The sequence below is a fragment of the Methylophilus sp. UBA6697 genome, assembly GCF_002454655.1.
Lineage (GTDB): Bacteria > Pseudomonadota > Gammaproteobacteria > Burkholderiales > Methylophilaceae > Methylophilus.
Genome location: NZ_DKJH01000002.1, coordinates 49,899 through 74,659 on the forward strand (window position 1 = coordinate 49,899; position 24,761 = coordinate 74,659).

The 24,761-nt window shown below is 51.3% G+C and carries 24 protein-coding genes; 7 read left to right on the forward strand and 17 right to left on the reverse strand.

What is annotated here, in order from left to right; all coding sequences use genetic code 11:
* Window positions 1-9 precede the first annotated feature (9 nt).
* Window positions 10-558 (forward strand): inorganic diphosphatase, encoded by a 549-nt coding sequence (ppa, locus tag B3355_RS01030; protein ID WP_019881361.1) that lies wholly within the window; start codon window positions 10-12, stop codon window positions 556-558.
* A 65-nt stretch (window positions 559-623) separates the two neighbouring features.
* Here ppa and B3355_RS01035 read toward each other — a convergent pair whose 3' ends face one another.
* Entirely contained in the window at window positions 624-2,654 is a 2,031-nt protein-coding gene (locus B3355_RS01035) for a sodium-translocating pyrophosphatase (protein WP_024929445.1), read from the reverse strand.
* A gap of 163 nt (window positions 2,655-2,817) precedes the next feature.
* Entirely contained in the window at window positions 2,818-3,264 is a 447-nt protein-coding gene (locus B3355_RS01040) for a DUF721 domain-containing protein (RefSeq protein WP_024929446.1), read from the reverse strand.
* A 108-nt stretch (window positions 3,265-3,372) separates the two neighbouring features.
* Between B3355_RS01040 and B3355_RS01045 the strand changes: the two genes are divergently transcribed.
* The 3 genes from B3355_RS01045 (at window position 3,373) to B3355_RS01055 (ending at window position 7,411) form a co-directional block, all read left to right on the forward strand.
* Complete coding sequence (locus tag B3355_RS01045; RefSeq protein WP_019881365.1) at window positions 3,373-4,305, forward strand: M23 family metallopeptidase; 933 nt, start codon at window positions 3,373-3,375, stop codon at window positions 4,303-4,305.
* Between the two features lie 135 nt (window positions 4,306-4,440).
* Window positions 4,441-7,173: a preprotein translocase subunit SecA gene (gene secA, locus B3355_RS01050; RefSeq protein ID WP_292779398.1), complete on the forward strand. Its 2,733-nt coding sequence runs from the start codon at window positions 4,441-4,443 to the stop codon at window positions 7,171-7,173.
* 52 nt (window positions 7,174-7,225) lie between these two features.
* Window positions 7,226-7,411 (forward strand): DUF1289 domain-containing protein, encoded by a 186-nt coding sequence (locus tag B3355_RS01055; RefSeq protein ID WP_019881368.1) that lies wholly within the window; start codon window positions 7,226-7,228, stop codon window positions 7,409-7,411.
* A gap of 73 nt (window positions 7,412-7,484) precedes the next feature.
* Here B3355_RS01055 and B3355_RS01060 read toward each other — a convergent pair whose 3' ends face one another.
* From B3355_RS01060 to B3355_RS01100, 9 genes are all read right to left on the reverse strand, one after another.
* Complete coding sequence (locus tag B3355_RS01060; protein WP_029512308.1) at window positions 7,485-7,952, reverse strand: MarR family winged helix-turn-helix transcriptional regulator; 468 nt, start codon at window positions 7,950-7,952, stop codon at window positions 7,485-7,487.
* Window positions 7,953-8,128: 176 nt separating this feature from the next.
* Window positions 8,129-8,890: a DNA-binding domain-containing protein gene (locus B3355_RS01065; RefSeq protein WP_292779405.1), complete on the reverse strand. Its 762-nt coding sequence runs from the start codon at window positions 8,888-8,890 to the stop codon at window positions 8,129-8,131.
* A complete protein-coding gene (locus tag B3355_RS01070) occupies window positions 8,890-9,768 on the reverse strand; it encodes a DUF692 domain-containing protein (RefSeq protein ID WP_292779408.1) in 879 nt (292 codons plus the stop codon). The genes B3355_RS01065 and B3355_RS01070 overlap by 1 nt, the downstream gene beginning before the upstream one ends.
* Window positions 9,769-9,786: 18 nt before the next feature.
* Window positions 9,787-10,131 carry a hypothetical protein gene (locus tag B3355_RS01075; RefSeq protein ID WP_019881372.1) on the reverse strand — a complete coding sequence of 115 codons (345 nt, stop codon included), beginning with the start codon at window positions 10,129-10,131 and terminating at the stop codon, window positions 9,787-9,789.
* Between the two features lie 37 nt (window positions 10,132-10,168).
* The gene (locus B3355_RS01080) at window positions 10,169-10,417 is read right to left on the reverse strand and encodes a zf-HC2 domain-containing protein (protein ID WP_024929453.1); all 249 of its coding nucleotides are present in this window, start codon (window positions 10,415-10,417) and stop codon (window positions 10,169-10,171) included.
* Between the two features lie 25 nt (window positions 10,418-10,442).
* Window positions 10,443-10,985, reverse strand: a complete 543-nt coding sequence (locus tag B3355_RS01085) for a sigma-70 family RNA polymerase sigma factor (protein ID WP_019881374.1) — start codon at window positions 10,983-10,985, stop codon at window positions 10,443-10,445.
* Between the two features lie 20 nt (window positions 10,986-11,005).
* A complete protein-coding gene (locus tag B3355_RS01090) occupies window positions 11,006-11,455 on the reverse strand; it encodes a DUF1841 family protein (protein ID WP_292779413.1) in 450 nt (149 codons plus the stop codon).
* A 2-nt stretch (window positions 11,456-11,457) separates the two neighbouring features.
* Window positions 11,458-12,117: an endonuclease III gene (nth, locus tag B3355_RS01095; RefSeq protein ID WP_292779416.1), complete on the reverse strand. Its 660-nt coding sequence runs from the start codon at window positions 12,115-12,117 to the stop codon at window positions 11,458-11,460.
* A gap of 29 nt (window positions 12,118-12,146) precedes the next feature.
* Window positions 12,147-12,824 carry an RnfABCDGE type electron transport complex subunit B gene (locus B3355_RS01100; RefSeq protein ID WP_292779419.1) on the reverse strand — a complete coding sequence of 226 codons (678 nt, stop codon included), beginning with the start codon at window positions 12,822-12,824 and terminating at the stop codon, window positions 12,147-12,149.
* A gap of 169 nt (window positions 12,825-12,993) precedes the next feature.
* On the opposite strand from B3355_RS01100, the gene dapA reads away from it, so the two are divergent.
* From dapA to B3355_RS01115, 3 genes are read left to right on the forward strand one after another with little or no spacing between them, the layout of a single operon-like run.
* The gene (gene dapA, locus B3355_RS01105) at window positions 12,994-13,872 is read left to right on the forward strand and encodes a 4-hydroxy-tetrahydrodipicolinate synthase (RefSeq protein WP_047518479.1); all 879 of its coding nucleotides are present in this window, start codon (window positions 12,994-12,996) and stop codon (window positions 13,870-13,872) included.
* A 40-nt stretch (window positions 13,873-13,912) separates the two neighbouring features.
* Window positions 13,913-15,169, forward strand: coding sequence for an outer membrane protein assembly factor BamC (bamC, locus tag B3355_RS01110; protein WP_047514821.1), 1,257 nt, complete (start codon window positions 13,913-13,915; stop codon window positions 15,167-15,169).
* Between the two features lie 12 nt (window positions 15,170-15,181).
* Window positions 15,182-15,949 carry an MBL fold metallo-hydrolase gene (locus tag B3355_RS01115; RefSeq protein WP_292779429.1) on the forward strand — a complete coding sequence of 256 codons (768 nt, stop codon included), beginning with the start codon at window positions 15,182-15,184 and terminating at the stop codon, window positions 15,947-15,949.
* 13 nt (window positions 15,950-15,962) lie between these two features.
* Here B3355_RS01115 and B3355_RS01120 read toward each other — a convergent pair whose 3' ends face one another.
* From B3355_RS01120 to clpA, 6 genes are all read right to left on the reverse strand, one after another.
* Window positions 15,963-16,295 (reverse strand): P-II family nitrogen regulator, encoded by a 333-nt coding sequence (locus B3355_RS01120; protein ID WP_019881385.1) that lies wholly within the window; start codon window positions 16,293-16,295, stop codon window positions 15,963-15,965.
* A 38-nt stretch (window positions 16,296-16,333) separates the two neighbouring features.
* Window positions 16,334-19,435: an efflux RND transporter permease subunit gene (locus B3355_RS01125; protein WP_292779434.1), complete on the reverse strand. Its 3,102-nt coding sequence runs from the start codon at window positions 19,433-19,435 to the stop codon at window positions 16,334-16,336.
* 3 nt (window positions 19,436-19,438) lie between these two features.
* On the reverse strand, window positions 19,439-20,590 hold the full coding sequence (locus tag B3355_RS01130; RefSeq protein ID WP_292779437.1) for an efflux RND transporter periplasmic adaptor subunit: 1,152 nt from the start codon (window positions 20,588-20,590) through the stop codon (window positions 19,439-19,441).
* Window positions 20,591-20,600: 10 nt separating this feature from the next.
* Window positions 20,601-21,851, reverse strand: coding sequence for a TolC family protein (locus B3355_RS01135; RefSeq protein ID WP_235272930.1), 1,251 nt, complete (start codon window positions 21,849-21,851; stop codon window positions 20,601-20,603).
* A 106-nt stretch (window positions 21,852-21,957) separates the two neighbouring features.
* Window positions 21,958-22,293 carry a hypothetical protein gene (locus B3355_RS01140; protein WP_024929462.1) on the reverse strand — a complete coding sequence of 112 codons (336 nt, stop codon included), beginning with the start codon at window positions 22,291-22,293 and terminating at the stop codon, window positions 21,958-21,960.
* Between the two features lie 205 nt (window positions 22,294-22,498).
* Entirely contained in the window at window positions 22,499-24,754 is a 2,256-nt protein-coding gene (clpA, locus tag B3355_RS01145; RefSeq protein WP_019881390.1) for an ATP-dependent Clp protease ATP-binding subunit ClpA, read from the reverse strand.
* Between the last annotated feature and the right edge of the window lie 7 nt (window positions 24,755-24,761).

Sequence of the window (24,761 nt, forward strand, 5' to 3'; positions counted from 1 at the left end):
TTTGAGAAGATGTCTTTGAATTTGGTGCCAAGCGGCAAGGATTTGCCCCACGACTTTAACGTCATTATCGAAATTCCGGCTAACGGCGACCCGGTTAAATACGAAGTAGATAAAGAAAGTGGTGCGCTGTTTGTGGATCGTTTCATGGGTACATCCATGCAATATCCATGTAACTACGGCTATATTCCACACACCCTGGGCGATGATGGAGACCCGGTAGATGTGCTGGTGATTACGCCAGTGCCATTATTGCCAGGCGTCGTTGTACGCTGCCGTGCTTTAGGCATGTTGAAAATGACCGACGAAGCCGGTGGTGATGCCAAAGTGCTGGCCGTGCCGATTGAAAAAGTATGTGGCCTGTATGCCTACCAGAAAACATTGAGCGATGTTTCGCCTTGGCGTTTGGACATGATTGCCCACTTCTTTGAGCACTATAAAGACCTGGACAAAGGTAAATGGGTGAAGATCGAGGGTTGGGTCGGCATTGAAGATGCACATCAGGAAATTAATGATGGCGTGGTACGTTACAACGAAGCAGAAGTGAAGCCAGCGTTTTAATGTGAGCGCTGCGTCAAAAAAGTCGGCCTAGGCCGACTTTTTTATTTGCTGAAGCATAGCTTCTGTTAATGAAGCAGTGGGACAATCAACAGTGCCACGATATTGATAATCTTGATTAATGGGTTGACTGCCGGGCCAGCCGTATCCTTGTAAGGGTCGCCGACGGTGTCACCTGTGACGGCAGCCTTATGGGCATCAGAGCCTTTGCCGCCGTGATGGCCGTCCTCAATATACTTCTTGGCGTTGTCCCAGGCGCCACCGCCAGTACACATCGAAATCGCGACAAACAGGCCGGTGACAATCGTACCCATAAGCAAGCCACCTAGCGCGACCGGGCCCAGAAACAATCCCACCAGGATGGGTGCGGCGACGGGGAGCAATGAAGGCAGCATCATTTCTTTGATCGCCGCGCTGGTCAGCATATCGACTGCTTTGCCATATTCCGGTTTGGCTGTGCCCTCCATAATGCCTTTGATTTCGCGGAACTGGCGGCGCACTTCTTCAACCACGCTACCTGCGGCACGACCAACGGCTTCCATCGCCATGGCGGCAAACAGGAAGGGAATCAGGCCGCCAAGAAACAGGCCAATAATGACTTTCGGGTCGCTTAAATCAAAGCTGGCGGTAATGCCTGCGCTTTCCAGTTTGTGTGTGTAATCGGCAAACAGCACCAATGAGGCCAGCCCAGCTGAGCCAATGGCATAGCCTTTGGTCACCGCTTTGGTGGTATTGCCCACAGCATCCAGTGGGTCGGTGACATCACGCACGCTACTGGGTAACTCGGCCATCTCGGCGATGCCGCCAGCGTTATCGGTAATCGGGCCGTATGCATCCAGCGCGACCACAATGCCTGCCATGCTCAACATAGCCATGGCAGCAATCGCTACACCATAAAGACCGGCCAGGTGGAATGCGACGTAGATAGCGATACAGACCGAGATGACCGGCAGGGCAGTCGACTTCATGGATACGCCTATGCCTGCAATAATGTTGGTGGCGTGGCCGGTGGTTGAGGCTTGTGCCACGTGTTTCACTGGCGCGTAATCAGTGCCGGTATAGTATTCGGTGATCCATACCAGGGCAGCAGTTAAGACTAAACCTACCGCGCACGCGCCAAATAATGCCTGGCTGGAGACGGTCACTTCGCCATGGGTGTAGCCTTGCGGAAACACATATTGCGTGACAAAGTAAAACGCGATAAGTGACAGCAAGCCAGCGACGGCCAGGCCTTTGTACAGCGCAGGCATCACGTTTTTCATGCCGGGTGAGGCTTTGACGAAGAAGCAGCCAATAATGGATGCAACGATGGAGACCGCACCTAGCAGCAAGGGGTAAATGACACCATTAGCCCCTGCTTCTGCGGCCATCAGCCCGCCGAGCACCATGGTGGCGATCAGCGTCACGGCATAGGTTTCAAACAGGTCGGCGGCCATACCGGCACAGTCGCCGACATTGTCACCGACGTTATCGGCAATCACGGCCGGATTGCGCGGGTCATCTTCCGGGATGCCGGCCTCGACCTTGCCCACCAGGTCAGCGCCGACATCTGCGCCTTTGGTGAAAATGCCGCCACCCAGTCGTGCAAAGATGGAGATTAACGAAGAGCCAAAAGCCAGGCCGATGAGTGGGTTGAGGTCGGTCGCCTGTTCTGCCCCCAGGTAACTGTAAAAGCCAGCGACGCCCAGCAGGCCCAAGCCGACCACCAGCATGCCAGTAATCGCACCGCCTTTAAAGGCCACATCCAGGGCTGCACCTATACCTTGGGTGGCTGCCTGGGCTGTGCGCACATTGGCTTTGACCGACACATTCATGCCAATAAAGCCGCAAGCGCCTGATAAGATCGCACCGACTAAAAAACCGATAGCGGTTTGCAGGCTTAAAAATAAGCCGATCAAGATAGCCAGTATGATGCCGACCAGTGCGATGGCTTTATATTGTCGGGACAAATAGGCGGCTGCGCCCTGTTGAATAGCCCCGGCAATTTCCTGCATGCGGGCATTGCCTGCGGGTAACCCTGAAATCCATTGACTCATTACTACGCCATAGAGCACCGCCAACACTGCAGCACCGAGCGCTAACATTAATGCGACTGACATGACTTCTCCTGTTCCTGATGAAACTGCGTTAAACGTAATGACTGCTTAAAACCCTGCTACTTAATTTGTAAATAAAATGTAACAGGTTGAGCCATTATTGCACTATTAAAGTGCGTCTACAAGCGCGTTTTCAGGGCTATTTTGAGGGCGGAAAAAGCATCACTCAGTCGTCGCGTTGCTGGTCAATAAAGTGGCGTAAAGCAGCTTCCAGCGCCGGATTATTGGCCTCGTTAGCATAAGCTTCGAGTGTGTTTAAAGCGCGATTTGAAGGGGCTTTGATGCGTTTATGCTTGCTTTGCGGGCGAGATTTTACTTGCACTTTGACCTTAATTGCGTTAAGGTTTAAGCCTTTGATTTTCCTGGAATTTTGACAGAAATCCCGGATTTTTTGCAGGAGTTGGGTTTCCATTAACTTGATTCTGCTGGCCGCTGCGCCTGATTGTACGGCAATCGTCAGTGCACCATCATGTAGCGCCAGTACATGCGAAAACCTGGAGAATTCCGGGGCAACTGCTGACCAGCATTGCTGTAATTGCTGCCTATCATCCGCTTCTTGTAACAGCGGCTTGAGATCGTGATGATGCTTGAAAATCTGATTGATTTTGAACATGGCGGATTGTCCACAGAATGCGTGAATATTGTACACCACCAGGCCAGAAAGCGTTGAGTCACCCGTTGGGTCATCATTGCTAGCCGGTGAATAGCGAGAGTTCTTAGCATGATTAATATCATTATTGTTTCAGAAAAAATGGCCAAGCCAAAAACACTGGGTGTGTTTGAAAGTCTTGGCTTGCTCCTGGCGCTGATCCTGGTGCCTGTCGTATTAATCTTATTGTTTATTACGCCGCAGCAAGTGATCAAGTCGCAGGGCGTGAAAGCCATGTTGCCACCGCATTTGCGTGGCGCCATGTTGTCTACCCAGAATCACCTTGATGCCTATGCCAAGCAAATTGGCGAGTTGCAGGCGCGCATTTTGCGCCTGGATGCGCAGAACCAGCGTTTGTCAAAATTGGCGGGGGTTAAATCGACCGCAGAGCCAATCAATGAAAGAACGCCGGTGAATGAAGTGCCCGCGACTGAACCACCGGTCAGTGAATCATTGGGCCAGGGCGGACCGCTGGTCAAGGACTCGCCGTTAAGCGAAGAGGATTTGAAGGCCACGATTGAGCAAATGTCGGCGGACCTGGATTTCAGGGATGAGTATCAAGGCAAGATTGAAGCGAAATTGCTGCAGAAGAGTGTGCTGCGCGAAATGTTGCCTAACAGTAGCCCGGTTGCTGCGGCTTACAGTTCATCCAGCTATGGCTGGCGGATTGACCCTTTAAATGGTCATCGTGCCTTTCATGAAGGGCTGGATTTCCCAGCTTCTGTTGGCATGCCAGTGTATGCGGCGGCGGATGGCATTGTGACCACGGCTGTGCAAACACCCGATTACGGTAACCTGCTTAAAATTGATCATGGATCAGGCCTGGAAACCCGCTATGCGCACAATTCCAGATTGCTGGTGAAATCCGGTGAGCGCGTGATGAAGGGGCAGAAAATTGCCTTGATTGGCAGTACGGGGCGTTCAACCGGCCCGCATTTGCATTATGAAATTCGTCTTAACGGCAACCCGCTGGATCCGCGTGAATATCTCAGAAGCCATTCCTGAGGCAAGCCGCTGGAGTAGTCAATGCGTAAGGGAATGTTTGCTGACGTGCAATAATTGAGACAATTCCCCTCTATATCTTATACAATCTCGGTCTATTTCAATTTAACGCCGCACATGCGGAAATCGGTGTGACTCATGTTAGCCTCGTTGTTTAAAAAAGTTTTTGGCAGTCGTAACGATCGACTGGTCAAGCAGTATCAGCAAACCGTCAAACAAATCAATGCGTTAGAGCCAGAGACTCAAGCCTTGAGCGACGAGCAGCTACGTGCAAAAACCGAAGAGTTTAAACAGCGGTATAGCAATGGCGAGTCTCTGGAAAAATTGTTGCCAGAGGCATTTGCCGTGGTGCGCGAAGGCAGCAAGCGTGCGTTGGGCATGCGCCACTTTGACGTACAGCTGATCGGCGGTATGGTGCTGAATGCGGGCAAGATTGCCGAAATGCGCACCGGTGAGGGTAAAACCCTGGTAGCGACACTGCCAACGTATCTGAATGCCTTGACCGGCAAAGGCGTGCATGTGGTGACGGTCAACGATTACCTGGCCAAACGTGACGCGGAGTGGATGGGGCAGCTTTACAACTTTTTGGGCTTAAGCGTCGGCATCAACCTGTCACAAATGCCACACGATGCCAAGCAGCAAGCTTATGCTTCTGACATCACCTACGGCACCAATAACGAATTCGGCTTTGACTACCTGCGTGACAACATGGTGTTCAGTAAAGAAGAGCGCGTACAGCGTCCTTTGCACTATGCGCTGGTGGATGAAGTCGACTCCATCCTGATTGATGAAGCACGTACGCCACTGATTATTTCTGGCCAGGCTGAGCACAGCGTTGATTTATACGGCGCCATCAACGAAGTCGCCAAGCAACTGGTTCGCCAGCAAGTGGAAGACGGCGAAGGCGATTTCTGGGTCGATGAAAAAGCGCAAAGCGTGACCATGAGTGAAGCGGGCCATGAGCACGCGGAACAATTGCTGGAGCAAACAGGTTTGCTAACGGCAGGTTCCAGCTTGTATGAGCCGGCCAATATTACCCTGGTGCATCATTTGTATGCGTCCCTGCGTGCGCAAAATCTTTACCACCGTGACCAGCACTACGTGGTGCGCAATAATGAAATTGTGATTGTGGATGAGTTTTCTGGCCGTATGATGCCGGGCCGTCGCTGGTCCGATGGTTTGCATCAGGCAGTGGAAGCCAAAGAAGGCGTGGCGATCCAGAAAGAAAACCAGACACTGGCGTCCATCACGTTCCAGAACTACTTCCGCATGTACCAGAAATTGAGTGGTATGACCGGTACGGCAGATACTGAAGCGTATGAGTTTAACCAGATCTACGCACTGGAAACCGTGGTGATTCCTACGCACAGACCGGTGCAGCGTTTGGATGCGATGGACAAAGTCTATCGCACCGGCATGGAAAAATACAAAGCGGTGATTGAAGATATCAAACAATGCCAGGCCAAAGGCCAGCCAGTGTTGGTCGGTACGACTTCGATTGAAAACTCTGAACTTATTTCGCAATTGCTCACGCAAGCCAAGCTGGAACACCAGGTGTTAAACGCCAAGCAACATGAGCGCGAAGCAACCATCGTTGCCGAAGCAGGTCGTCCAGGCATGATCACGATTGCGACCAATATGGCCGGTCGTGGTACCGACATTGTCTTGGGCGGTAACTCAGAAGGTGAGATTCATGCGATTCGCAATGATGCCAATTTGAGCGATGCTGACAAAGAAAGCAAAATCGCCCAGCTGAAAGCTGAGTGGCAACAGCGCCACGATGCCGTGCTGGCTGCGGGCGGCTTGCATATTATTGGTACTGAGCGCCACGAGTCTCGCCGTGTCGACAACCAGTTGCGCGGTCGTTCTGGCCGTCAGGGTGACCCAGGCTCCAGCCGTTTCTACCTGTCTTTAGAAGACCAATTGCTGCGCATTTTCTCTGGTGAACGTGTGGCGGCGATCATGACCCGCCTCAATATGCCGGAAGGTGAAGCGATTGAGCATGCCATGGTGACGCGTGCGATTGAAAATGCCCAGCGCAAGGTCGAAGGCCGTAACTTTGATATCCGTAAGCAGTTGCTGGAATACGATGATGTGTCTAACGACCAGCGCAAGGTGATTTACGAGCAGCGTAATGAATTGCTGGAGTCGGTCGATGTGGGTCAAACCATACGTGCCATGCGTGAGGATGTGATTAACAGTCTGTTTAATACCCATGTGCCACCAGGCAGCGTGGAAGAGCAGTGGGAAGTGCCTGCGCTAGAACAAGCATTACAGGATGAGTTGAGCATCGGCTTGCCGGTCGCTGAGTGGTTGGAAAACAACCCTGACTTGCATGAAGAAACCTTGCGTGAGCGCATTCTGGATGCGGCTAACGAAAGCTATGGCTCAAAAGAAGCCCTGGCTGGCAATGACAATATGCGCAATTTTGAACGTGCAGTCATGTTGCAAAGCCTGGATAACCATTGGCGTGAACATCTGGCAGCGTTGGATCATCTGCGTCAGGGTATCCATTTGCGCTCCTATGCGCAGAAGAACCCCAAGCAAGAGTACAAGCGTGAAGCGTTTGAGTTGTTTGAGTCGTTACTGAATACCGTCAAGAGCGAAGTCACCAAGATTACCATGCAGGTGCAGGTGCGTTCTCGCGAAGAGCTGGAAGAGGAAGAGCGCCGTGCCGAAGAGGCCATGCGTGCGGCGGATGTGGGCAACTTGCAATATCAGCACACAGATTATGACTCTGCATTAACCAATAGCGGGGATGCAGCACAGCCAGCACAGGGCTTGCCAGAAGGCGTGCGTGTTGGCCGTAATGATCCTTGTCCGTGCGGATCAGGCAAGCGTTTTAAAAACTGCCATGGCGCATTAAGCTAACCATTGTATTGAACTAACATTGCATTGAACTAGGCAGCGAAAGGGATTCAATATGTCAGATCAGGAAATTCCATCCCCGTGTGTCGGGGTATGCAGTATTGATGACAGTAACGGTTTTTGCCAGGGCTGTTTTAGAACCATAGACGAAATCCGCCAGTGGTGGGATCTTGATCGCGCGGGTAAAGCGGAAGTGATCAAACTGGCTAATGCGCGTGAAGCTGCGGTATTTGGTGAATAGTGACTCGCCTCAAGTAACAAAGTAAAAAGCCGGCAATCGCCGGCTTTTTTATATTCAGATATTCGGAGTAGTGCTATAGATCTGCGAGTGGCTGATCACCCAAGGTATTCGATTGTGCGTCCAGTTTACCGATCACCATTTTGAGTGAGGCGTTCAGGCTTTGTAAAGAATCGGTGTCCAGGGTGGCCAGTACTTGCGGCAAAATACCATCGACCGGTTTAGGCGCTTTGGACAGCACAGCGTGGCCCGCTTCGGTCACAATCAGCCCGACTTTGCGTTGATCCTGGCTCAGACGCTGTTTTTCGACCAATTGTCTTTTGACCAGTTTTTCTACCAGTAAGCTACAGGTGGATTGATGAATGGCAAGGTTTTCTGCCAGGCGGGAGACCCCTAATTCTGGATGAGTAGCGATTTCATGCAAGAGCCAAAGCTGTGAACCTGAGATGCCGCACGAAGCTTCAATTTCTCTAAAATGTTGTCTGACGGTACCGAAAATAATTCGAAATTGTTTTAAAGCTTCTTTTGCGAGTGAGTTTTGCATGATTAATTTAATGTAAATATTTATGTTCATTTTACCAGTTTCCACCAGATAACATGGCTTCGCTATGTTTATCGCGATAAAAATTCCCGTTTCTATCGGTGGTTTTAGACAAAAAAGTCGTTTTTAGCCACAAACGCTAGCCCGGTTTGGCAGACCGGTCTGTCTTATTTTTGTGACTATTTCGATCGCAGGCTATCGGTTGTGATAGCTTGTTGCTGATGAAGAGAGAGTAACGTTTCTAAGCCGAATTCGATGACAGCCTCGGAGGAAAAATGCGGGATTGTTTGCGCTAATTGCAGCAGATGGTGATGTGAGGTGGCCGTTTGTGTTTGCAACTGTTGCAATAGTTGGTAGGTGATCGCATTGAGCTGGATAAAACAGACTTTAAACTCGGGCGTACGATACACCAGTAAAAACGTAGGTATTGTCTCAACCGTATTCTGTTTTTTTGAGAGCAGGTGTACCGCATAATCGTAATGCAACAATTGGTGCACGCCACACAGCTGCACAACGCGATGCAACAGTGCATGCCCTTGCGTAAAGTGTTCGACAGTTGAATCAGCCGGCGCGGCATCCACTTGCTGACCAAGTAGCAGCTCTATCCATTCGTAGTGCGCCAGTTGCGCTGTGTAGGCGGGCAAGTCCGCTGGTATTTCTGCGTGCAGAAAAGCGATAAAACTGCCGGGAATATCCTTGAACAGCGGACTGTTAAATTGCTGTGAAAAGAAACACTGCCGCACCAGTTTGCTAAAGCGGCGCTGTCCCAGAATGTCACGTAGCACCGGAAAACAGGCGCTGACGCTGGCCTCAAAGTTGTTGAACACGATTTCACGGTAGACACGCATGCGCTTATCGCTGACCCCTGCCGGTTTGGCATGCCGGGCCGGGTGCCGCAGGTGGGCAGTAAATGCCGCTTGGTATGCTTGAAATGCAGGCATCAGGCTACCTTATGCACGTTCTGTGTACGGGCGGGTTCTGCTTGCTGTTGCAGGATTGCGATGCGGTCGACTTCCTGCATCAGGGCAGGCAGCGGGGGAATATGACTATCACGCTCCAGCAAGGTCGGGAACACAGCCAGCTTGTTATAGGCATATGTTAAAAGCTGCCACACCGGGTCGATAATCGCTTCGCCATGTGTATCCACCAGTAAGTCTGGTTCGACTTGCAAATGCCCTGCGATATGACCATACACAATACGCTCGGCCGGAATCTGCTCCAGGAAGGCATAGGCGTCAAAGCCAAAATTGACACTATTTACATAGACATTATTAATATCCAGATGTAAATCGCAGTCGGCTTCGGACAGTACAGCATTGATAAAGCTGATTTCATCCATCTCGGAGATGGGGGCTGCCACATAAAATGAGGCATTCTCTACTGCAATGCGGCACTCCAGAATGTCTTGGGTTTGACGGATACGTTGCGCCACATATTTAACCGCTTCTGCGGTGAACGGGATGGGCAGTAAATCGTAAATATAGCCATTGGCAATATCGCTGCAATAGCTTAAATGTTCGGTATAGAGGGGGATCTCAAAATCAGCCAGAAACTGTTTGACCTGCTTGAGAAAGCTGACATTGAGTGGGTCAGGCCCGCCCAACGATAAACATAAGCCATGGCAGGCTATCGGGTAACGCTGGGCCAACCAGTCCAGTTCGGCAGCATATTTACCACCAGCCTGGATCCAGTTTTCGGGGGCGATTTCCAGAAACTGCAACTGTGCAAGCAATGGCTGACCATATTGCTGCATCAGCTGGGGCAGCAGCTCACGCTTTAGCCCCAGGCCCGCACCGCGAATGTCCGATAGCTGTGCCATGAGTATGGTTGCCGACGATTACTTGCTGGCGTGGCAGGCGCCTTCTTTCATTTTTTCAGCTGAGCAACTGCCTTGTTTCATCTTGTCTGCTGAACAAGAGCCTTCTTTGGCTTTGTCATGATGGCAAGAGCCCTCCTTCATTTTTTCGGCTGAACAGCTGCCTTCTTTCGCTTTCTGCTTGTTTGCCCCACATTTTCCGCTGCTACATTTACCTTCTTTGGCTTTGCTGTCAGTTGCATCTGCTACCTGATAGCCTTGACCCAGTGTTTTCAATTCAAACGGATTGCTGCCTGCATGGGCAGCGGCTGCTGCAATGGATAATGCTACTGCACCAGTAATCACAGCCATTTTATGTGTCGTCATGTTGCTTCCTTTTTCAAACAGGGTTTAAAAGTGGACATCAGTAAAATTTGTCCAATTGTTGCGTAATGCGTTCCCGTGCTGCCTGTGACAACGCAATTTCGCTGTCATTCGTTACTTGCTGCTGCCAAACCTGCATGGCGTTGCGAATCCATTTAAGCTGTTGCGTAAAACGTCGGCAATAGATACAGATAGCCAGGTGCAACCTGACCGCCCAGCGCTCACGCCAGGTGAGCGGGCGGTCAAGTGATTGCGATACCAGCACGCTGGTTTGTTTGCAATTCAGCATCTCTTTGTCCGTTTCACATTACGTGTTACCAGTGCATTTCAAGACATTTCCGCAGTCCCATACGGGCACGGTATAACATTACCCATGCATTGGTCGCGGTGATATTCAATGCCTTACAAATTTCTTCGTTTTCCATTTCATCCACATCACGCATGGTGAAAATGGCGGCCAGCTTTTGCGGTAAACGCGCCATACATTGCTGTAATACCTGCAAAAACTGTTTTTGCTGCAAGGCGTCATGCGGCACATCCCAGGCTTGCGGTTTTTCTGCCCAATGGCCGGTTTCGTCAAAAAACTCATCCATATTGGCATCTTCTTCGGTCAGGAGTTCCGAGGCCGGGATTTCGCGTACCTGCTTGCGCATGCAGTCAATGATTTTGTGTTTCAGGATGCCCGTGAGCCAGGTGCGTGGGCTGGATTGCGCTGCATAGTTGGGATTTTTGATCGCAGCCAGCAAGGTCTCCTGCACAACGTCTTCTGCCTGATGCGGATCGCGTAGCCGCGTTAGCGCAAAGCGATACAAATAATTGCCATGTTCGTTAAGCCAGTCGTGCGGATTAGATTTCATGACGGCTATTGAAGCATAATTCAGGCAGACGGAGCAATGCTAGCGCGTTGCTCGATCAGGCTTAAATAATGCGCAGCATCCAGCCCTGTCTGGTTGTGTTGTGCCAGCCAGATGGTTTCGGCCAGGCATTCGAGCAGGGCATGCTGCGCTTCATGTTCTTCTTGGAACTTTGTACACAGTTTGCCGTAGGCTTGTGTAATGCCGATGGGCTGGTTGATGCTGATTTGCTCCTGGATGGACAGGTGTAGACTCATATGCAAGAACGGGTTGGTTTCGCCCATTTCCGGATAATAAGCTTGTTCCAGGTATTGCTCGGGATGGTCCAGAATCGCGTGGTATTCGGGATGCAGATGCATAATACCCACCGCCATCTTTTCGAGGTCGGTCAATGTGTTTTGCTGTTTGAACTTGGCCCAGGCATCAAAGAAAAACTGGCGCACTTCATCGCGGCTGGGATTAAATAAGGCCATGATTAACTCTCTGCCGGTGGTTTCACCGGGTGTATTTGCTTGTCTTGGAATTCACATAAATCAGCAATGCAGCATTCACCGCATTTAGGGTTGCGTGCCGTGCAAGTATAGCGCCCATGCAAAATCAGCAGGTGATGGGCGTCTTGTAAAAACTGCTTTGGCGTCGTGCTCAAAAAGCGCTGCTCCACCTCAAGCACGTTTTTGCCCGGGGCCAGTTTGGTACGGTTGCCGACGCGGAACAAATGTGTGTCGACAGCAATGGTGGGTTGGCCAAATGCCGTGTTGAGGATGACATTGGCGGTTTTTCGGCCCACCCCAGCCAGCGCCTCTAGCGCTGCGCGGGTATCGGGCACTTCGCCGCCATGCAAGGTGAGCAGTTGCTGGCAGCATTTGAGCACATTATTGGCTTTGGCATGATAAAGGCCTATGGTTTTAATATAGCTTTCCAACCCTTCCAGGCCGAGATCCAGAATGGCTTGTGGTGTGTTGGCGACTTTGAATAGTTTGCGCGTGGCGATGTTCACGCCTTTGTCAGTGGCTTGCGCCGACAATATGACCGCAATCAATAATTCAAAGGTCGAGCCGTGTTCCAGTTCGGTGGTCGGGTTGGGGATGGCTTGTGCCAGTCTCTCGAAAATCGCCAGTCTTTTTTGGGCATTCATAACAAATATTTCGTTGATGACAGCAAGGGTTAACCTGCTTTTTGTGCTTTTACACGCGCTATCGCGGCGGCAAGGGCGGCTTGTTTGAGGGTGTCTGCTGAAGGAGCCGCTGCGCTGATGTCTGCCGTATCCGTTTGCGCGGTGCCAGCGTATGCAGCGGGGCGTTGATGATAGGTTTGGGCTTTGTTGTGTGTTTCAAATGCCTGTCGCTTGAGTCGCTGCTCGTGACGGCGTCTTGCCAGGTCGGACTCCTCTGTATTCATCGCCAATGCACGGCCAGCCACAGTTTGTATACTGATGCAATCGACCGGGCAGGGTGGCAGGCATAATTCACAGCCGGTACATTCCTGGCTGATCACGGTATGCATGAATTTGGCGGCACCAAGGATAGCATCGACCGGGCAGGCGGCGATACACAGTGTGCAGCCTATGCACGTCTCTTCATCAATCACCGCCACTGCTTTGGCTTTGGTCATGCCATGGGCGGGATTTAACGGCAGGTAAGGGCGCTGCAGTAAGTCGGCCAATGCCCGAACACCTGGCTCACCGCCTGGCGGACACTGGTTGATATTGGCCTCGCCATTGGCAATTGCTGCCGCATACGGTTTGCAGCCGTCATAACCACACTGGCGGCATTGTGTTTGCGGCAGCAGAGCATCAATCTGCGCAATCAATGTGTGCTGCTTGAGTCGGCTCGTTGTCTGCATGTTACCTTGGCAAGAACGCTATTTAATCCCTGTTGCAAAGGCTGACATTATAACTGAAACCATGTTTGACGATGGCTTGGCAGGCCTTGTCTGGTGGCGAAGCGGGTTCTTTGGCGTTCAGGCGCATAATCAGTTAAAATATTCGCTTTATTATTGAATGGCGCTAGGTATGTTTACGGGCAGTTTGGTCGCAATCGTGACCCCGATGTTTGAAGATGGTCGTTTGGATCTGGACGCGCTCAAAAAGCTGATCGATTTTCATATCGACGCCGGTACAGATGGCATTGTCATCGTCGGTACTACCGGCGAATCCCCTACTGTCAATGTTGACGAACATTGCTTGCTGATTAAAACCACGGTTGAGTATGTGGCCAGGCGTGTGCATGTGATTGCAGGCACAGGGGCCAACTCGACTGCTGAAGCGATTGAGCTGACAGCGAAAGCAAAAAGCCTGGGTGCGGATGCTTGCCTGCTGGTTGCGCCTTACTATAACAAGCCTTCACAAGAGGGCTTGTACCAGCATTTTAAAGCGGTCGCCGAAGCGGTTAACATTCCACAGATTTTATACAATGTGCCAGGCCGTACCGGCTGTGATTTAAGCAATGATACGGTGGTGCGTTTGGCGCAAGTGCCTAATATTGTCGGCATTAAAGATGCGACGGGTGGCATTGAGCGCGGTACGGATTTGCTGTTGCGCGTGCCAGCCGACTTTGCCGTGTATAGCGGTGATGATGCGACATCGCTGGCGTTGATGTTACTGGGCGGCAAAGGCGTGATTTCGGTGACTGCCAATGTAGCACCGCAATTGATGCACGAGATGTGCGTGCATGCCTTGAATGGCAACATTGCTGCGGCCAAGGCGGCGAATGCCAAATTGTTCGCCCTGCATCAGAAATTGTTTGTAGAGGCGAACCCGATTCCGGTGAAATGGGTATTGCAGCAAATGGGCTTGATTGCCACCGGCATTCGTTTGCCGCTGGTGAATTTATCCAGCCAATATCATGAAGTATTACGCAGTGCCATGAAGCAGGCTGATATTGCCGCTTGATTGAGCGAAGACTAAATTTAGGGTGAAATAAGTGAAATACATGAATCATGTTTGGTTACAACGGGCCGTGCTGGTCAGCCTGGTGACAGTACTGGCTGCGTGCGACTCTATCCCGTTTATCGATAACAGCTCTGATTACAAAGGTGCAGGCCGTTCCAAACCACTGGAAGTTCCCCCTGACCTGACCGCCGTGCGCACCAGCAGCACTTATAACGTGCCTGGCAGCACCAGCTATTCTGCTTATAGCCAAAATCAGGATGCACAAGAGCAAAACGGCCCGCAGCCGGTGCTGGCCGATATGAAAAACGTGCGCATGGTTAAGGCTGGACAACAGCGCTGGTTGGTGGTGAATGCTCCGGCTGAAAAAATCTGGCCGATTGTGCGTGATTTCTGGCTGGATCAGGGCTTTGCGGTCAAAGTAGAAAATCCGGAACTCGGTGTGATTGAAACCGAGTGGTTGCGGTCGGATGCTATCAAGCCGAAAGAAGATAATCGTGGCTATGGCGAGAAGTTTGATGCCTGGTTGGATAAACTCTCCGGCTTTGCCGACAGACGTAAATTTCGCACCCGCATAGAGCGCGGTGAAAAAGACGGGACCACTGAGATTTATATGACGCATCGGACGGTGGCAGGTGCGCCGGATGATGGTAAGAATTACGTCAATACCCAGTTGGGTAAAATCGACACTGGTTATCGCGCCAATGCGGCAGACAATAAAAACAATGCCGGGCAGGAGTTTGATGCTGACCTCGATGCTGAATTATTGCGCCGCATGATGGTGAAACTGGGCCTGGATGAGCAGAAAGCCGATCAGGTCATGACACAAGTGGCTTCAGACAAGCGCGCTGACGTGATTAAAGAGCCTGACCAGAGCGTGACTTTGAAACTCAATGAGCCATTCGACCGCGCCTGGCGTCGTGTGGGGTTGGCGCTGGATCGTATTGGTTTTGTCACAGAAGATAAAAACCGTTCCGAAGGTATTTTCTATGTGCGTTATGCCGATACCGATGCAGAAGATCCTATCAAGCAGAAAAAAGGCTTGCTGGAGCGTCTGAAGTTCTGGGGCAGTGATGAAGACGAAAAATCGGCTGCACCGGTTGAAGTCAAACCTGGCGATAAAACCAAGTTCTGGAAAGGCACTTCAGACGGTGACAAGTCGAGCAAGCAGTATCGTATTCAGGTACTGGAAAATGCAGATGACACTACCGATGTGTATGTGTTGACGGTGGATAACAAGCGCAATACGTCGACCACGGCTAACCGTATTATTTCCCTGTTGTATGAGCAACTGAAATAACAGAGGCCAGGTGTGCGATTTGCATCTTTAGGCAGTGGCAGCGCAGGCAATGCCACTGTGGTAGAAGCCGGGGAAACCCGGCTTTTGCTTGACTGTGGTTTTAGCGTGAAAGAAACCGTGCAGCGCTTGGCGCGTCTGGGGCTACAACCTGAACAACTCTCGGGTATCCTGGTCACGCACGAGCATGACGACCACGCGCGCGGGGCGTTCAAATTGGCAGCACGTTATCAGATTCCTGTCTGGTTGACGCATGGCACTTACAGCATGTGCCAGCGCTACCTGCCGACACAAGCGCTCACGATCAATATCATTGATGCGCATACGGTGTTTGCTTTGCAGGAGATTGAAGTGTCGCCTTATCCGGTGCCGCATGATGCGCGCGAACCAGCGCAATTTGTGTTTGGTGATGGGGCACGTAAATTTGGCGTGTTGACGGATGTCGGCAGCGTTACACCGCACATTGTGATGATGCTGCAAGGCTGTGACGGTCTGCTGCTTGAATGCAATCATGACCTGGACATGCTGCGTACCGGCCCTTATGCGCACTCACTGAAAAAACGCGTGGGCGGCTGGCTCGGGCACCTGGATAATCAATCCAGTGCGCAATTACTTGGGCAACTGGATAACGGTAAGCTCAAACATCTGGTGGCTGCACACCTGAGCGAGAAAAATAATACGCCTGCTTTGGCGAAGCAGGCGTTGAGTGCAGTACTAAACTGCGCCAGTGACTGGGTACAAATTGCCCATCAGCACGATGGGCTGGGCTGGCGTGATTTATAGTTGATCTATGTTGCTAATCCAGCACCATGATCTGTTCTGACAAGCGGATCATGCGCTCAACCGGCGTCACCCAGACGATGCCATCGCCGACATTGCCGGTATGGGCGACTTCAACGATGGTCTGCAAAACGCCTTCCACCAGTTCATCTGGCACCACCATATATATATAGACTTTGGGGCTGTAATCGGTCAGCTCTTCACGCACGCCCACACTCGGTTTTTGCAAGTGCGGGCCGCAACCTTCCATCTTGTTGACTGACATGCCGGGAAAGCCTTTGATATTCCGCAGTGCAGAGCGTATCTTTGCCAATCTCGCCGGTTGTATGACTGCTTTGATTTCTTTCATAAAAATATCCTTTAGAGCATAGACTCACTGGGGCAGCATTATGCCTCTATTTTACTTTCTTCAAACTTACGATAGAGGGTAGGCACCACAATCAGCGTGAGCAGGGTCGAGGTAATCAAGCCACCAATCACCACAATCGCCAACGGTCGCTGTACCTCGGCGCCTGGGCCTGTCGCAAACAGGAATGGCACCAGCCCCAGCATGGCCACCGTGGCGGTCATCATCACCGGCCTGAAGCGCTGGGCGCAGCCTTTGCGGATAGCTTCGAGTTGACTCAGGCCTTCTTCACGCAGGGTGCGGATATACGATACCAGTACCACCGCGTTGAGCACTGCGATCCCCCACAAGGCAATAAAGCCTACCGATGCCGGAACTGACAGGTACTCACCTGTGACAAACAAGGCAATCACGCCACCAATTGAGGCAAAGGGTAGCACCAGAATAATCATGGTGGCAAACCGCAAAGACTGGAACAACAGGAACAGCAGGAAGAAAATGGCCGCAATGGTCACCGGAATAATGATCATTAAATGGCCCATGGCGCGTTCCATATTCTGGAACTGGCCACCGTACTCCAGATAATAGCCATCCGGCAACTGCAGTTTTTGCCCCAGCACCTGTTGCAACTCAGCCACAAAGCCACCGAGGTCGCGATCTTTGACATTGACGCCAATCACGATACGGCGTTTGGCCAATTCACGACTGATTTGCGCCGGGCCATCCTTGATCTCGATATCGGCCAGATCTTCCAGCGCGACACGTGAGCCATTGGGCGAAGTCAGCATAATATTACGGATGGCTTCTTCATTATTGCGGAAGGATTCCGGATAACGCACCGCCGCTGAGAAACGGCGCTGGCCTTCAAAAATCTCAGTCGCAATTTTACCGCCTATGGCGGTTTCAATCACATCATGGACATCAGATGCATTGATGCCGTGACGGGCAATCGCCTGACGGTCAATCGTGATATTCAGGTATTGCTGCCCTGAGACTTTCTCTACCTTGATTTCAGTGGCGCCTGTCACCGAGCCGGCAATTTTGGCGATCTCATCCGCTTTTTGCTTGAGTGCATCCAGGTCTTCACCAAAAATCTTCACCGCTACATCCGCACGCACACCGGTCAGCAGCTCATCGACGCGGTCAGAGATCGGTTGTGCCATGATGATTTGTACACCTGGAATATACTTCTCCAGTACTTGACGCATTTTTTCAGCGATATCATCCTGGGTCCATCCCTCGGGCCACTGGTCACGCGGCTTGAGGCTAATAATCGGTGTCGATTCGTTTTGTGCCTGCGCATCGGCCGGGCTTTCACCGCGACCCAGTCCGGAGATGGCCGACTTGATACCAGGCACTTGCTCCATGATCAGCTTCATCGCCTTGCTCTCCATTTTCATGGATTCTTCCAGAGAGATATTAGGCACGCGGTTAATGCCGGGGACGATAGAGCCTTCTTTCATTTCCGGGATAAATGAGGTACCCAAAAATGGAAACAGCGCAATCGTGCCAATAAAGACCAGGGCCGAGGCCAGGATGGTTTTCTTCTCATTATCGAGCACCCAGTTCAGTGCTGATAAATATGGTCGTTTAATGGCTTGTATCAGCTTGGTATCGTCGCCACTGCCGCCTTTGAGCATATAGGAGCACAGGGCTGGTGTCAGGGTCAGGGACAATACCAGTGACACAAACAGCGCAATGGCAATGGTGTAGGCCAAAGGCGCAAACATTTTGCCTTCCATGCCTTCCAGTGTCATCAGGGGCAAGAACACCAGGATAATGATGCCAACGCCAAACAATACTGGTGTGGCTACCTCCGTCGCCGCCTCCAGGGCGACGCGGATGCGGCTTTCATCTTTGCGATGTCCCAAATGGTGAAAGGTATTCTCCACCACCACGACAGAGCCATCGACCATCAGGCCAATGGCGATGGCCAGGCCACCCAATGACATGAGGTTGGCAGAAATACCGTAATGATTCATGACCATAAAGGTGATCAAAGGCGTCAGGATCAAAGTACCGACCACAATCAGGCTGGAACGCACATCGCCCAGAAACAGGAACAGAATCACAATCACCAGGATAATGCCTTCAATCAGCACTTTGGTGACGGTGTGCAAGGCCGCATCAACCAACTCGCTGCGATCATAGTAGGGCACAATCTGCAGGCCATGTGGCAACATGCCTTTGCTGTTGATTTCTTCCACACGGGCTTTGATACGGCTCACTACTTCTTTGGCGTTGCCGCCACGCATCATAATGACAATGCCACCGACAGATTCCGTATCGCCGTTTTTGAGCACCACACCCACACGTACTTCATGGCCGATAGTGACTTCTGCGACGTCGCGGATATAGACCGGCGTGCCATTTTCTTCTTTTAGCACCATGTTACGGATATCGTCCAGGTTTTGCACCAGGCCGACACCACGAATCAGGTACTGTTCGGCATAATGCGGCAAAATGCCGCCGCCGCTGTTGGCGTTATTACGCGCCAGTGCTTCATACACATCTTTGAGTTTGATCGAAAAATGCGTCATGCGGTCTGGGTTGACCAGCACCTGGTACTGCTTGACGTAGCCGCCTTGCGAGTTGATTTCAGCCACGCCTGGGATGCCGCGCAGCAATGGGCGTACCACCCAGTCCTGAATCGCTCTACGCTCTGTCAGGTCAGCTTGCGTCAATGCCTTTTTACCGTCATCCGGTTTATCCAGCGTGAATTGATAGACCTCGCCCAGGCCAGTAGACACAGGTCCGAGGATAGGTGTTACGCCTTGTGGCATGCGCTCCATCACTTCCATCAGCCGTTCCATCACCAGTTGCCGGGCAAAGTAGACGTCGGTGCTGTCGGTAAATACCAGCGTGATCAGGGATAAGGCATTTTTATTCACCGAGCGCATTTCGGTCAGGCCGGGCAAGCCCGTCATGGCGATTTCCAGCGGTACGGTGATGAAGCGTTCGACTTCTTCCGGCGACTTGCCGGTGGCCTGTGTGGCAATCATGACCTGGACGTTAGTCACATCCGGGAAAGCATCGACAGACAGTTTTTTCACTGCAAACAGGCCAGCAAGGATAAATCCGACAGCCAGGACCAGCACAATCAGGCGCTGCTTAAGCGCGCCTCGAATTAGGGATTCAATCATGCCTTACTCCATTTCTTTGCGCTTGCGTTCATTGTTGACATGAAACGCGCCATCGAGCACGATTTGATCGCCTGGTTGCAAGCCTTGCAGTACTTCTCTGTTGCCTTGATAAGTCCGGCCCAGGGTGACTGGCAGCAATTTATACTGGGTGGATTTTAGGGTTTGCACAAACACATGGTCGGCATTGTTTTCACGCACCACAGCGGTGGACGGAATCGCAATGACTTTCTCCGGTTTGGCTTCCAGCAAAATGGTAATCAGCATATCCGGCTTTAACAGCATTTTTTCGTTGCTGATATTGGCGCGCGCCATCACGGTACGCGTGGCCGGATTTACGATATCACCTACAAATGCCAGCGTACCCGTCAGTTCAGCATCATCCAGTGCCGGTACTTCAATATCCAGCGACTGGCCTTCTCTAATGTGTGCAATTTGCTGCTCCGGGATTTCTGCCACTGCCCATACATGCGACAAGTCAGCAATCACAAACAGTTCTTCTGCCGGTGCTACCACCTGGCCCAGCCTGGCTTTACGTGCAATCACCGTGCCGGTGATTTTAGAGTTCACCTGGCTGGTTGACATGCCACTGTTATGCAAACCCAACTGGGAAATGCTGGCAGGCGGCATGCCGAGTACCAGTAACTGGTCACGGGCAGCATTCAATTCGGCATTGGCGGCATTGAGTTCACCTTCACGGCGCTGCAATTCCGCCAGGCTGATCACATCCGCTTCCAGCAATTGTTTGGCGCGGTCGACCGCTTTGGTTTGCAATTGCATCTGCTGGCTGGCTTTGATGTAGCTTAATTGATATTGCGCCAGCTCTGTACTCTTAATCACAGCCAGTCGCTGGCCCGCTTTCACTTCATCGCCCAGATTGACATCTAGCGTGCTGATACGGCCGGTGATAGATGCGCCAGCTCTGGATTCATATTGTTCATCGACCTGGATGCGACCAGGAATGCGCAAGGTATCGACAAAATCGAGTTCGGCGACCGGGCCGATGCTGACGTTAGCAGCCAGCTCTTTGGTCAGCATGATCAGGCTTGGGTCCACGACCTCTTTGGTTTCTGGGGCCGGGGCAGCTTTTTCTGTGCACGCGGTAGACATGACAGCCAGCGCGGCAGCTAGCAAAGTTGAAAATAAAACACGAGACATGACCATCCCCTTAAGGTTGAACCAAATCCGAACCGATGAAGCGTTCGATTTGCAATACACTGAAAAAATAATCGAATTTGGCAATCAGATAGTCACGTTTGACATCACGATTGACGCGTTGCGCATCCAGGTATTCCAGGATGCCGCGTTCTCCGAATTTATAAGCGGCTTCTGCGCGACTGAGGGTCGCTTCTGATTGTTGCAGCAAGCCATTTTCAAATACTTTGAGCTGGTTGCTGGCGATCACGGTACGTTGGTAGGCACTATCAATCTCTTTACGCAGCAACTGGTGTTGCAACTTGATATTGGCATCTGCCTCCTCAATGCCGGCGGCGGCTTGTGCAATCTGGCCGTCACGGCGGTTCCAGACGGGTAATGGCACCACGACACCGACTCTGAATGTGTTGAGGTCAGGATCTTGGGTAAAGTCGGATTTCAAGGTGAGGCCAGGAAAGCGTAAGGATTGCTCCAGTTTGAGTTTGGCTTCCGCACTGTCTTTTGCCGTGATCAGCTGTTGCAGGTAGGGGTTGTTTTCGGCAGACTTGCGTAAGTCGATGATGCTGGGCAGGGTTGAAATCGTGGGTAGTTCAGATTTGACTTCGAACGTGTCTGGCATATTGCCTATCATGCCGCGCAAAATCGCTTTGGCTTCATCAATACGGGTTTGTGCACTGGCATAATCACGTTCTGCTGCCAGCACCTCAGTATCCGCCTTGATCAGTTCATATCTTGCTGCCTCACCTACATCTACCTTGCGTTTGATCTTGGTCTGGATTTCCTGCAAGATGCTGAGGTTCGCACCCAGCATATGCAGAATCTGCTGGCGCAGGAGCACGGTCAGATAGGCCTGTTTGATCAGATTGCGCAGATCAAAGCTCGTGGTCTGGATGCCTTTTTCAGCGTAAGTCAGTTGCTGTTCAGCCAGTTCACGGCGTGAGCTACGTGTACCGGGAAAGTCCAGCGGTTGCGAAATGGTGACGCCATAGTTTCTTTCGCTGGCACCTGGCGTTGGCACACCACGGTATCTGGCTGGTCCTGCCATCACTTCCAGGTCCGGGTTATAGAAAGATCTTGCAACGGTGATGCCTGCCGCAGCGGCTTCAATTTGTGCTTTGCTGACAGCCATCATCGGGTTTTCGGCCACGGCTTTATCCAGCAGGGTTTTCAGGTCAAAAGTGGTTTCTGCAAATGCAACTGGGGTAATGCAGCAATATAGCCACAATAGCCTGCATGCTTTCCGCCAGCGGGTCGAACTTAACATAACGATCCTTTTTCAGGTGACTGTTCATATCATAATGTCACAGCCACCTTAACTAATAATTAAAATGACGCTTTCAGCCAATAAAGCTAAAAGGTTGGGAAAGTTGTTAGGCGAGTTGAGGCGGCCGGTCAAGCCAGAAGCCGAGTTGCAGGTGATAGGAGGATAGATGATGCTCAGGGGCGAGGTAAGTGGTTTTATGCAGCGGGTAGCTAAACCCAGGTAGCAGGATTTTGTCGACATCTACTTCGGCGATTTCCAGCATGTCGACGCAACAACTGCCTTGGCCAAAGTCGGCGGATAAACTGTCATCAATGGCATTGGAGAGGCTTGCCGCCGAGATGCCGGTTTCTAATAGCGAAGTCGTGACCGCCGGTTCGGCAGCCGTTGTCTGCAAAGCAAACAGCAAACACAACACATGTAGAAAATAAAATATCTTTTGCATTACAACATCATATCTGTCAGGCAATACATTTACAGCAATAACTATACCATCAATATGGGAACACCTAACGTATTGATTTTATGTCATCCGTGACCTAAATAGGCAGATATGGTAGTGCGTTGGGGATTTTTTGCACCAAACTGGTGCGGCAAAGCCACGGCGACATTGTAGTAGATGTCACCGTGGTGTCAAAGTTCCAGCCAGATTAGGCCGAAATGGTTTCTTCTTTAAAAATCAGTTTAATCTGATCGTTGTCATCAATGTCGATATGGACAAGACCACCGTCGTTCAGGCGACCGAACAGCAGCTCATCCGCCAGTGCCTTGCGTATCGTATCCTGGATCAGTCTGGCCATTGGGCGTGCACCCATCAACGGGTCGAAGCCTTTTTTACCCAGGTAGGCCTTGAGCTCATCACTAAAGGTGACATCCACTTTCTTCTCATGCAATTGATCTTCCAGCTGCATGAGGAATTTGTCGACCACACGCAGAATGACATCCTGATTCAGTGCGCTGAATGATACCGTCGCATCCAGACGGTTACGGAATTCAGGGCTGAAGAAACGCTTGAGGTCAGCCGCTTCATCGGTACTGTCTTTGCTGTTGGTAAAGCCTATGCTCGATTTAGACAGGTTTTCCGCACCCGCATTGGTAGTCATGATAATCGTCACATTGCGGAAGTCCGCTTTGCGGCCATTATTATCAGTCAAGGTGCCATGATCCATCACTTGCAACAAGATGTTGAAAATGTCTGGGTGTGCTTTCTCAATTTCGTCCAGTAACAGTACGCAATAAGGTTGCTTGGTCACGGCTTCGGTCAGCAGGCCGCCCTGGTCAAAACCAACATAGCCCGGAGGCGCGCCAATCAGGCGTGAAACCGCATGACGCTCCATATATTCGGACATGTCAAAACGCAGCAGCTCAATGCCGAGCACATAAGCCAATTGCTTGGCGACTTCGGTTTTACCAACACCAGTCGGGCCTGCAAACAGGAAGCTACCAATCGGTTTGCTGCTATTGCCCAGGCCACTACGCGCCATTTTGACGGCGGAAGATAGCACTTCAATTGCTTTGTCCTGGCCAAATACCACGGCTTTCAGGTCGCGCTCCAGTGTTTTCAGTGCGTTGCGGTCATCACTGGAAATGTTTTTGGGCGGAATACGCGCAATTTTGGCAATGATTTCTTCAATCTCTTTATTACCAATAATTTTCTTCTGTTTGCTCTTTGGCAGAATACGCTGCGCAGCACCGGCTTCATCAATCACGTCAATCGCCTTATCTGGCAGATGGCGGTCGTTAATGTACTTGGCTGACAACTCAGCTGCCACTGTTAAAGCACTGGCGCTGTATTTCACGCTATGGTGCTCTTCAAATTTGGTTTTCAGGCCTTTGAGAATCTCAATGGTTTCGGCCACGCTAGGTTCTTGCACGTCGATCTTCTGGAAACGACGTGACAAGGCATGGTCTTTTTCAAAGATGCCGCGATATTCCTGGTAAGTGGTGGCGCCTATGCATTTGAGTGAGCCATTGGACAAGGCTGGTTTCAACAGGTTGCTGGCATCCAGCGTACCGCCACTGGCAGAACCCGCACCGATCAGGGTATGGATTTCGTCAATAAACAGAATTGCATCAGGCTTCTCGGCCAGCTGTTTCATGACGGCTTTCAGGCGTTGCTCAAAGTCACCACGGTATTTGGTGCCAGCCAGCAGGGCGCCCATATCCAGTGAATAGACCGTGGCGTTTTCCAGCACTTCCGGAATGTCATTGCTGACAATGCGTGAAGCCAGGCCTTCCGCAATGGCGGTTTTACCCACACCAGCTTCGCCTACCAGTAAAGGATTGTTCTTGCGACGACGGCATAAGGTCTGGATCACACGTTCCAGTTCCTGACTGCGACCGATCAGTGGGTCGATTTTGCCAGCAATCACTTGTGCGTTCAGGTTGAGGGTAAAGCTTTCCAGTGCGCCGGTGCTGACGCTTTCGCCTTCAGTTTCCTGCTCAGTGCTGGATGCCTTGGGTTCATTTTCCTGGATTTTAGCTACACCATGAGAAATGAAGTTAACCACATCCAGGCGAGTGACGCCTTGCTGATGCAGGAAAAATACGGCATGGGAATCTTTTTCACCATAGATCGCAACCAGCACATTGGCGCCGGTGACTTCTTTTTTGCCTGAGGATTGTACGTGCAGCATGGCACGCTGAATCACCCGTTGAAAGCCCAGGGTCGGTTGCGTGTCAACCTCTTCAGTCCCGGCCACTGTCGGGGTGTGTTCTTCGATATATTGACTCAGTTCACTGCGCAGTGTGTCAAATTTGGCACCGCAAGCGCGCAGGACTTCTGCGGCGGTTGGGTTGTCCAACATAGCCAGTAACAGATGCTCAACCGTAATTAATTCGTGACGCTTTTGTCGCGCGTCCATAAACGCCATGTGCAGGCTAACTTCAAGTTCTTGAGCAATCATGATGACT

Coding starts and splice junctions, on each gene's coding strand:
- ppa (WP_019881361.1), top strand. CDS start 10: ATGTCTTTGAATTTGGTGCCAAGCGGCAAGGATTTGCCCCACGACTTT.
- B3355_RS01035 (WP_024929445.1), bottom strand. CDS start 2,654: ATGTCAGTCGCATTAATGTTAGCGCTCGGTGCTGCAGTGTTGGCGGTG.
- B3355_RS01040 (WP_024929446.1), bottom strand. CDS start 3,264: ATGTTCAAAATCAATCAGATTTTCAAGCATCATCACGATCTCAAGCCG.
- B3355_RS01045 (WP_019881365.1), top strand. CDS start 3,373: ATGATTAATATCATTATTGTTTCAGAAAAAATGGCCAAGCCAAAAACA.
- secA (WP_292779398.1), top strand. CDS start 4,441: ATGTTAGCCTCGTTGTTTAAAAAAGTTTTTGGCAGTCGTAACGATCGA.
- B3355_RS01055 (WP_019881368.1), top strand. CDS start 7,226: ATGTCAGATCAGGAAATTCCATCCCCGTGTGTCGGGGTATGCAGTATT.
- B3355_RS01060 (WP_029512308.1), bottom strand. CDS start 7,952: ATGCAAAACTCACTCGCAAAAGAAGCTTTAAAACAATTTCGAATTATT.
- B3355_RS01065 (WP_292779405.1), bottom strand. CDS start 8,890: ATGCCTGCATTTCAAGCATACCAAGCGGCATTTACTGCCCACCTGCGG.
- B3355_RS01070 (WP_292779408.1), bottom strand. CDS start 9,768: ATGGCACAGCTATCGGACATTCGCGGTGCGGGCCTGGGGCTAAAGCGT.
- B3355_RS01075 (WP_019881372.1), bottom strand. CDS start 10,131: ATGACGACACATAAAATGGCTGTGATTACTGGTGCAGTAGCATTATCC.
- B3355_RS01080 (WP_024929453.1), bottom strand. CDS start 10,417: ATGCTGAATTGCAAACAAACCAGCGTGCTGGTATCGCAATCACTTGAC.
- B3355_RS01085 (WP_019881374.1), bottom strand. CDS start 10,985: ATGAAATCTAATCCGCACGACTGGCTTAACGAACATGGCAATTATTTG.
- B3355_RS01090 (WP_292779413.1), bottom strand. CDS start 11,455: ATGGCCTTATTTAATCCCAGCCGCGATGAAGTGCGCCAGTTTTTCTTT.
- nth (WP_292779416.1), bottom strand. CDS start 12,117: ATGAATGCCCAAAAAAGACTGGCGATTTTCGAGAGACTGGCACAAGCC.
- B3355_RS01100 (WP_292779419.1), bottom strand. CDS start 12,824: ATGCAGACAACGAGCCGACTCAAGCAGCACACATTGATTGCGCAGATT.
- dapA (WP_047518479.1), top strand. CDS start 12,994: ATGTTTACGGGCAGTTTGGTCGCAATCGTGACCCCGATGTTTGAAGAT.
- bamC (WP_047514821.1), top strand. CDS start 13,913: ATGAATCATGTTTGGTTACAACGGGCCGTGCTGGTCAGCCTGGTGACA.
- B3355_RS01120 (WP_019881385.1), bottom strand. CDS start 16,295: ATGAAAGAAATCAAAGCAGTCATACAACCGGCGAGATTGGCAAAGATA.
- B3355_RS01125 (WP_292779434.1), bottom strand. CDS start 19,435: ATGATTGAATCCCTAATTCGAGGCGCGCTTAAGCAGCGCCTGATTGTG.
- B3355_RS01130 (WP_292779437.1), bottom strand. CDS start 20,590: ATGTCTCGTGTTTTATTTTCAACTTTGCTAGCTGCCGCGCTGGCTGTC.
- B3355_RS01135 (WP_235272930.1), bottom strand. CDS start 21,851: ATGTTAAGTTCGACCCGCTGGCGGAAAGCATGCAGGCTATTGTGGCTA.
- B3355_RS01140 (WP_024929462.1), bottom strand. CDS start 22,293: ATGCAAAAGATATTTTATTTTCTACATGTGTTGTGTTTGCTGTTTGCT.
- clpA (WP_019881390.1), bottom strand. CDS start 24,754: ATGATTGCTCAAGAACTTGAAGTTAGCCTGCACATGGCGTTTATGGAC.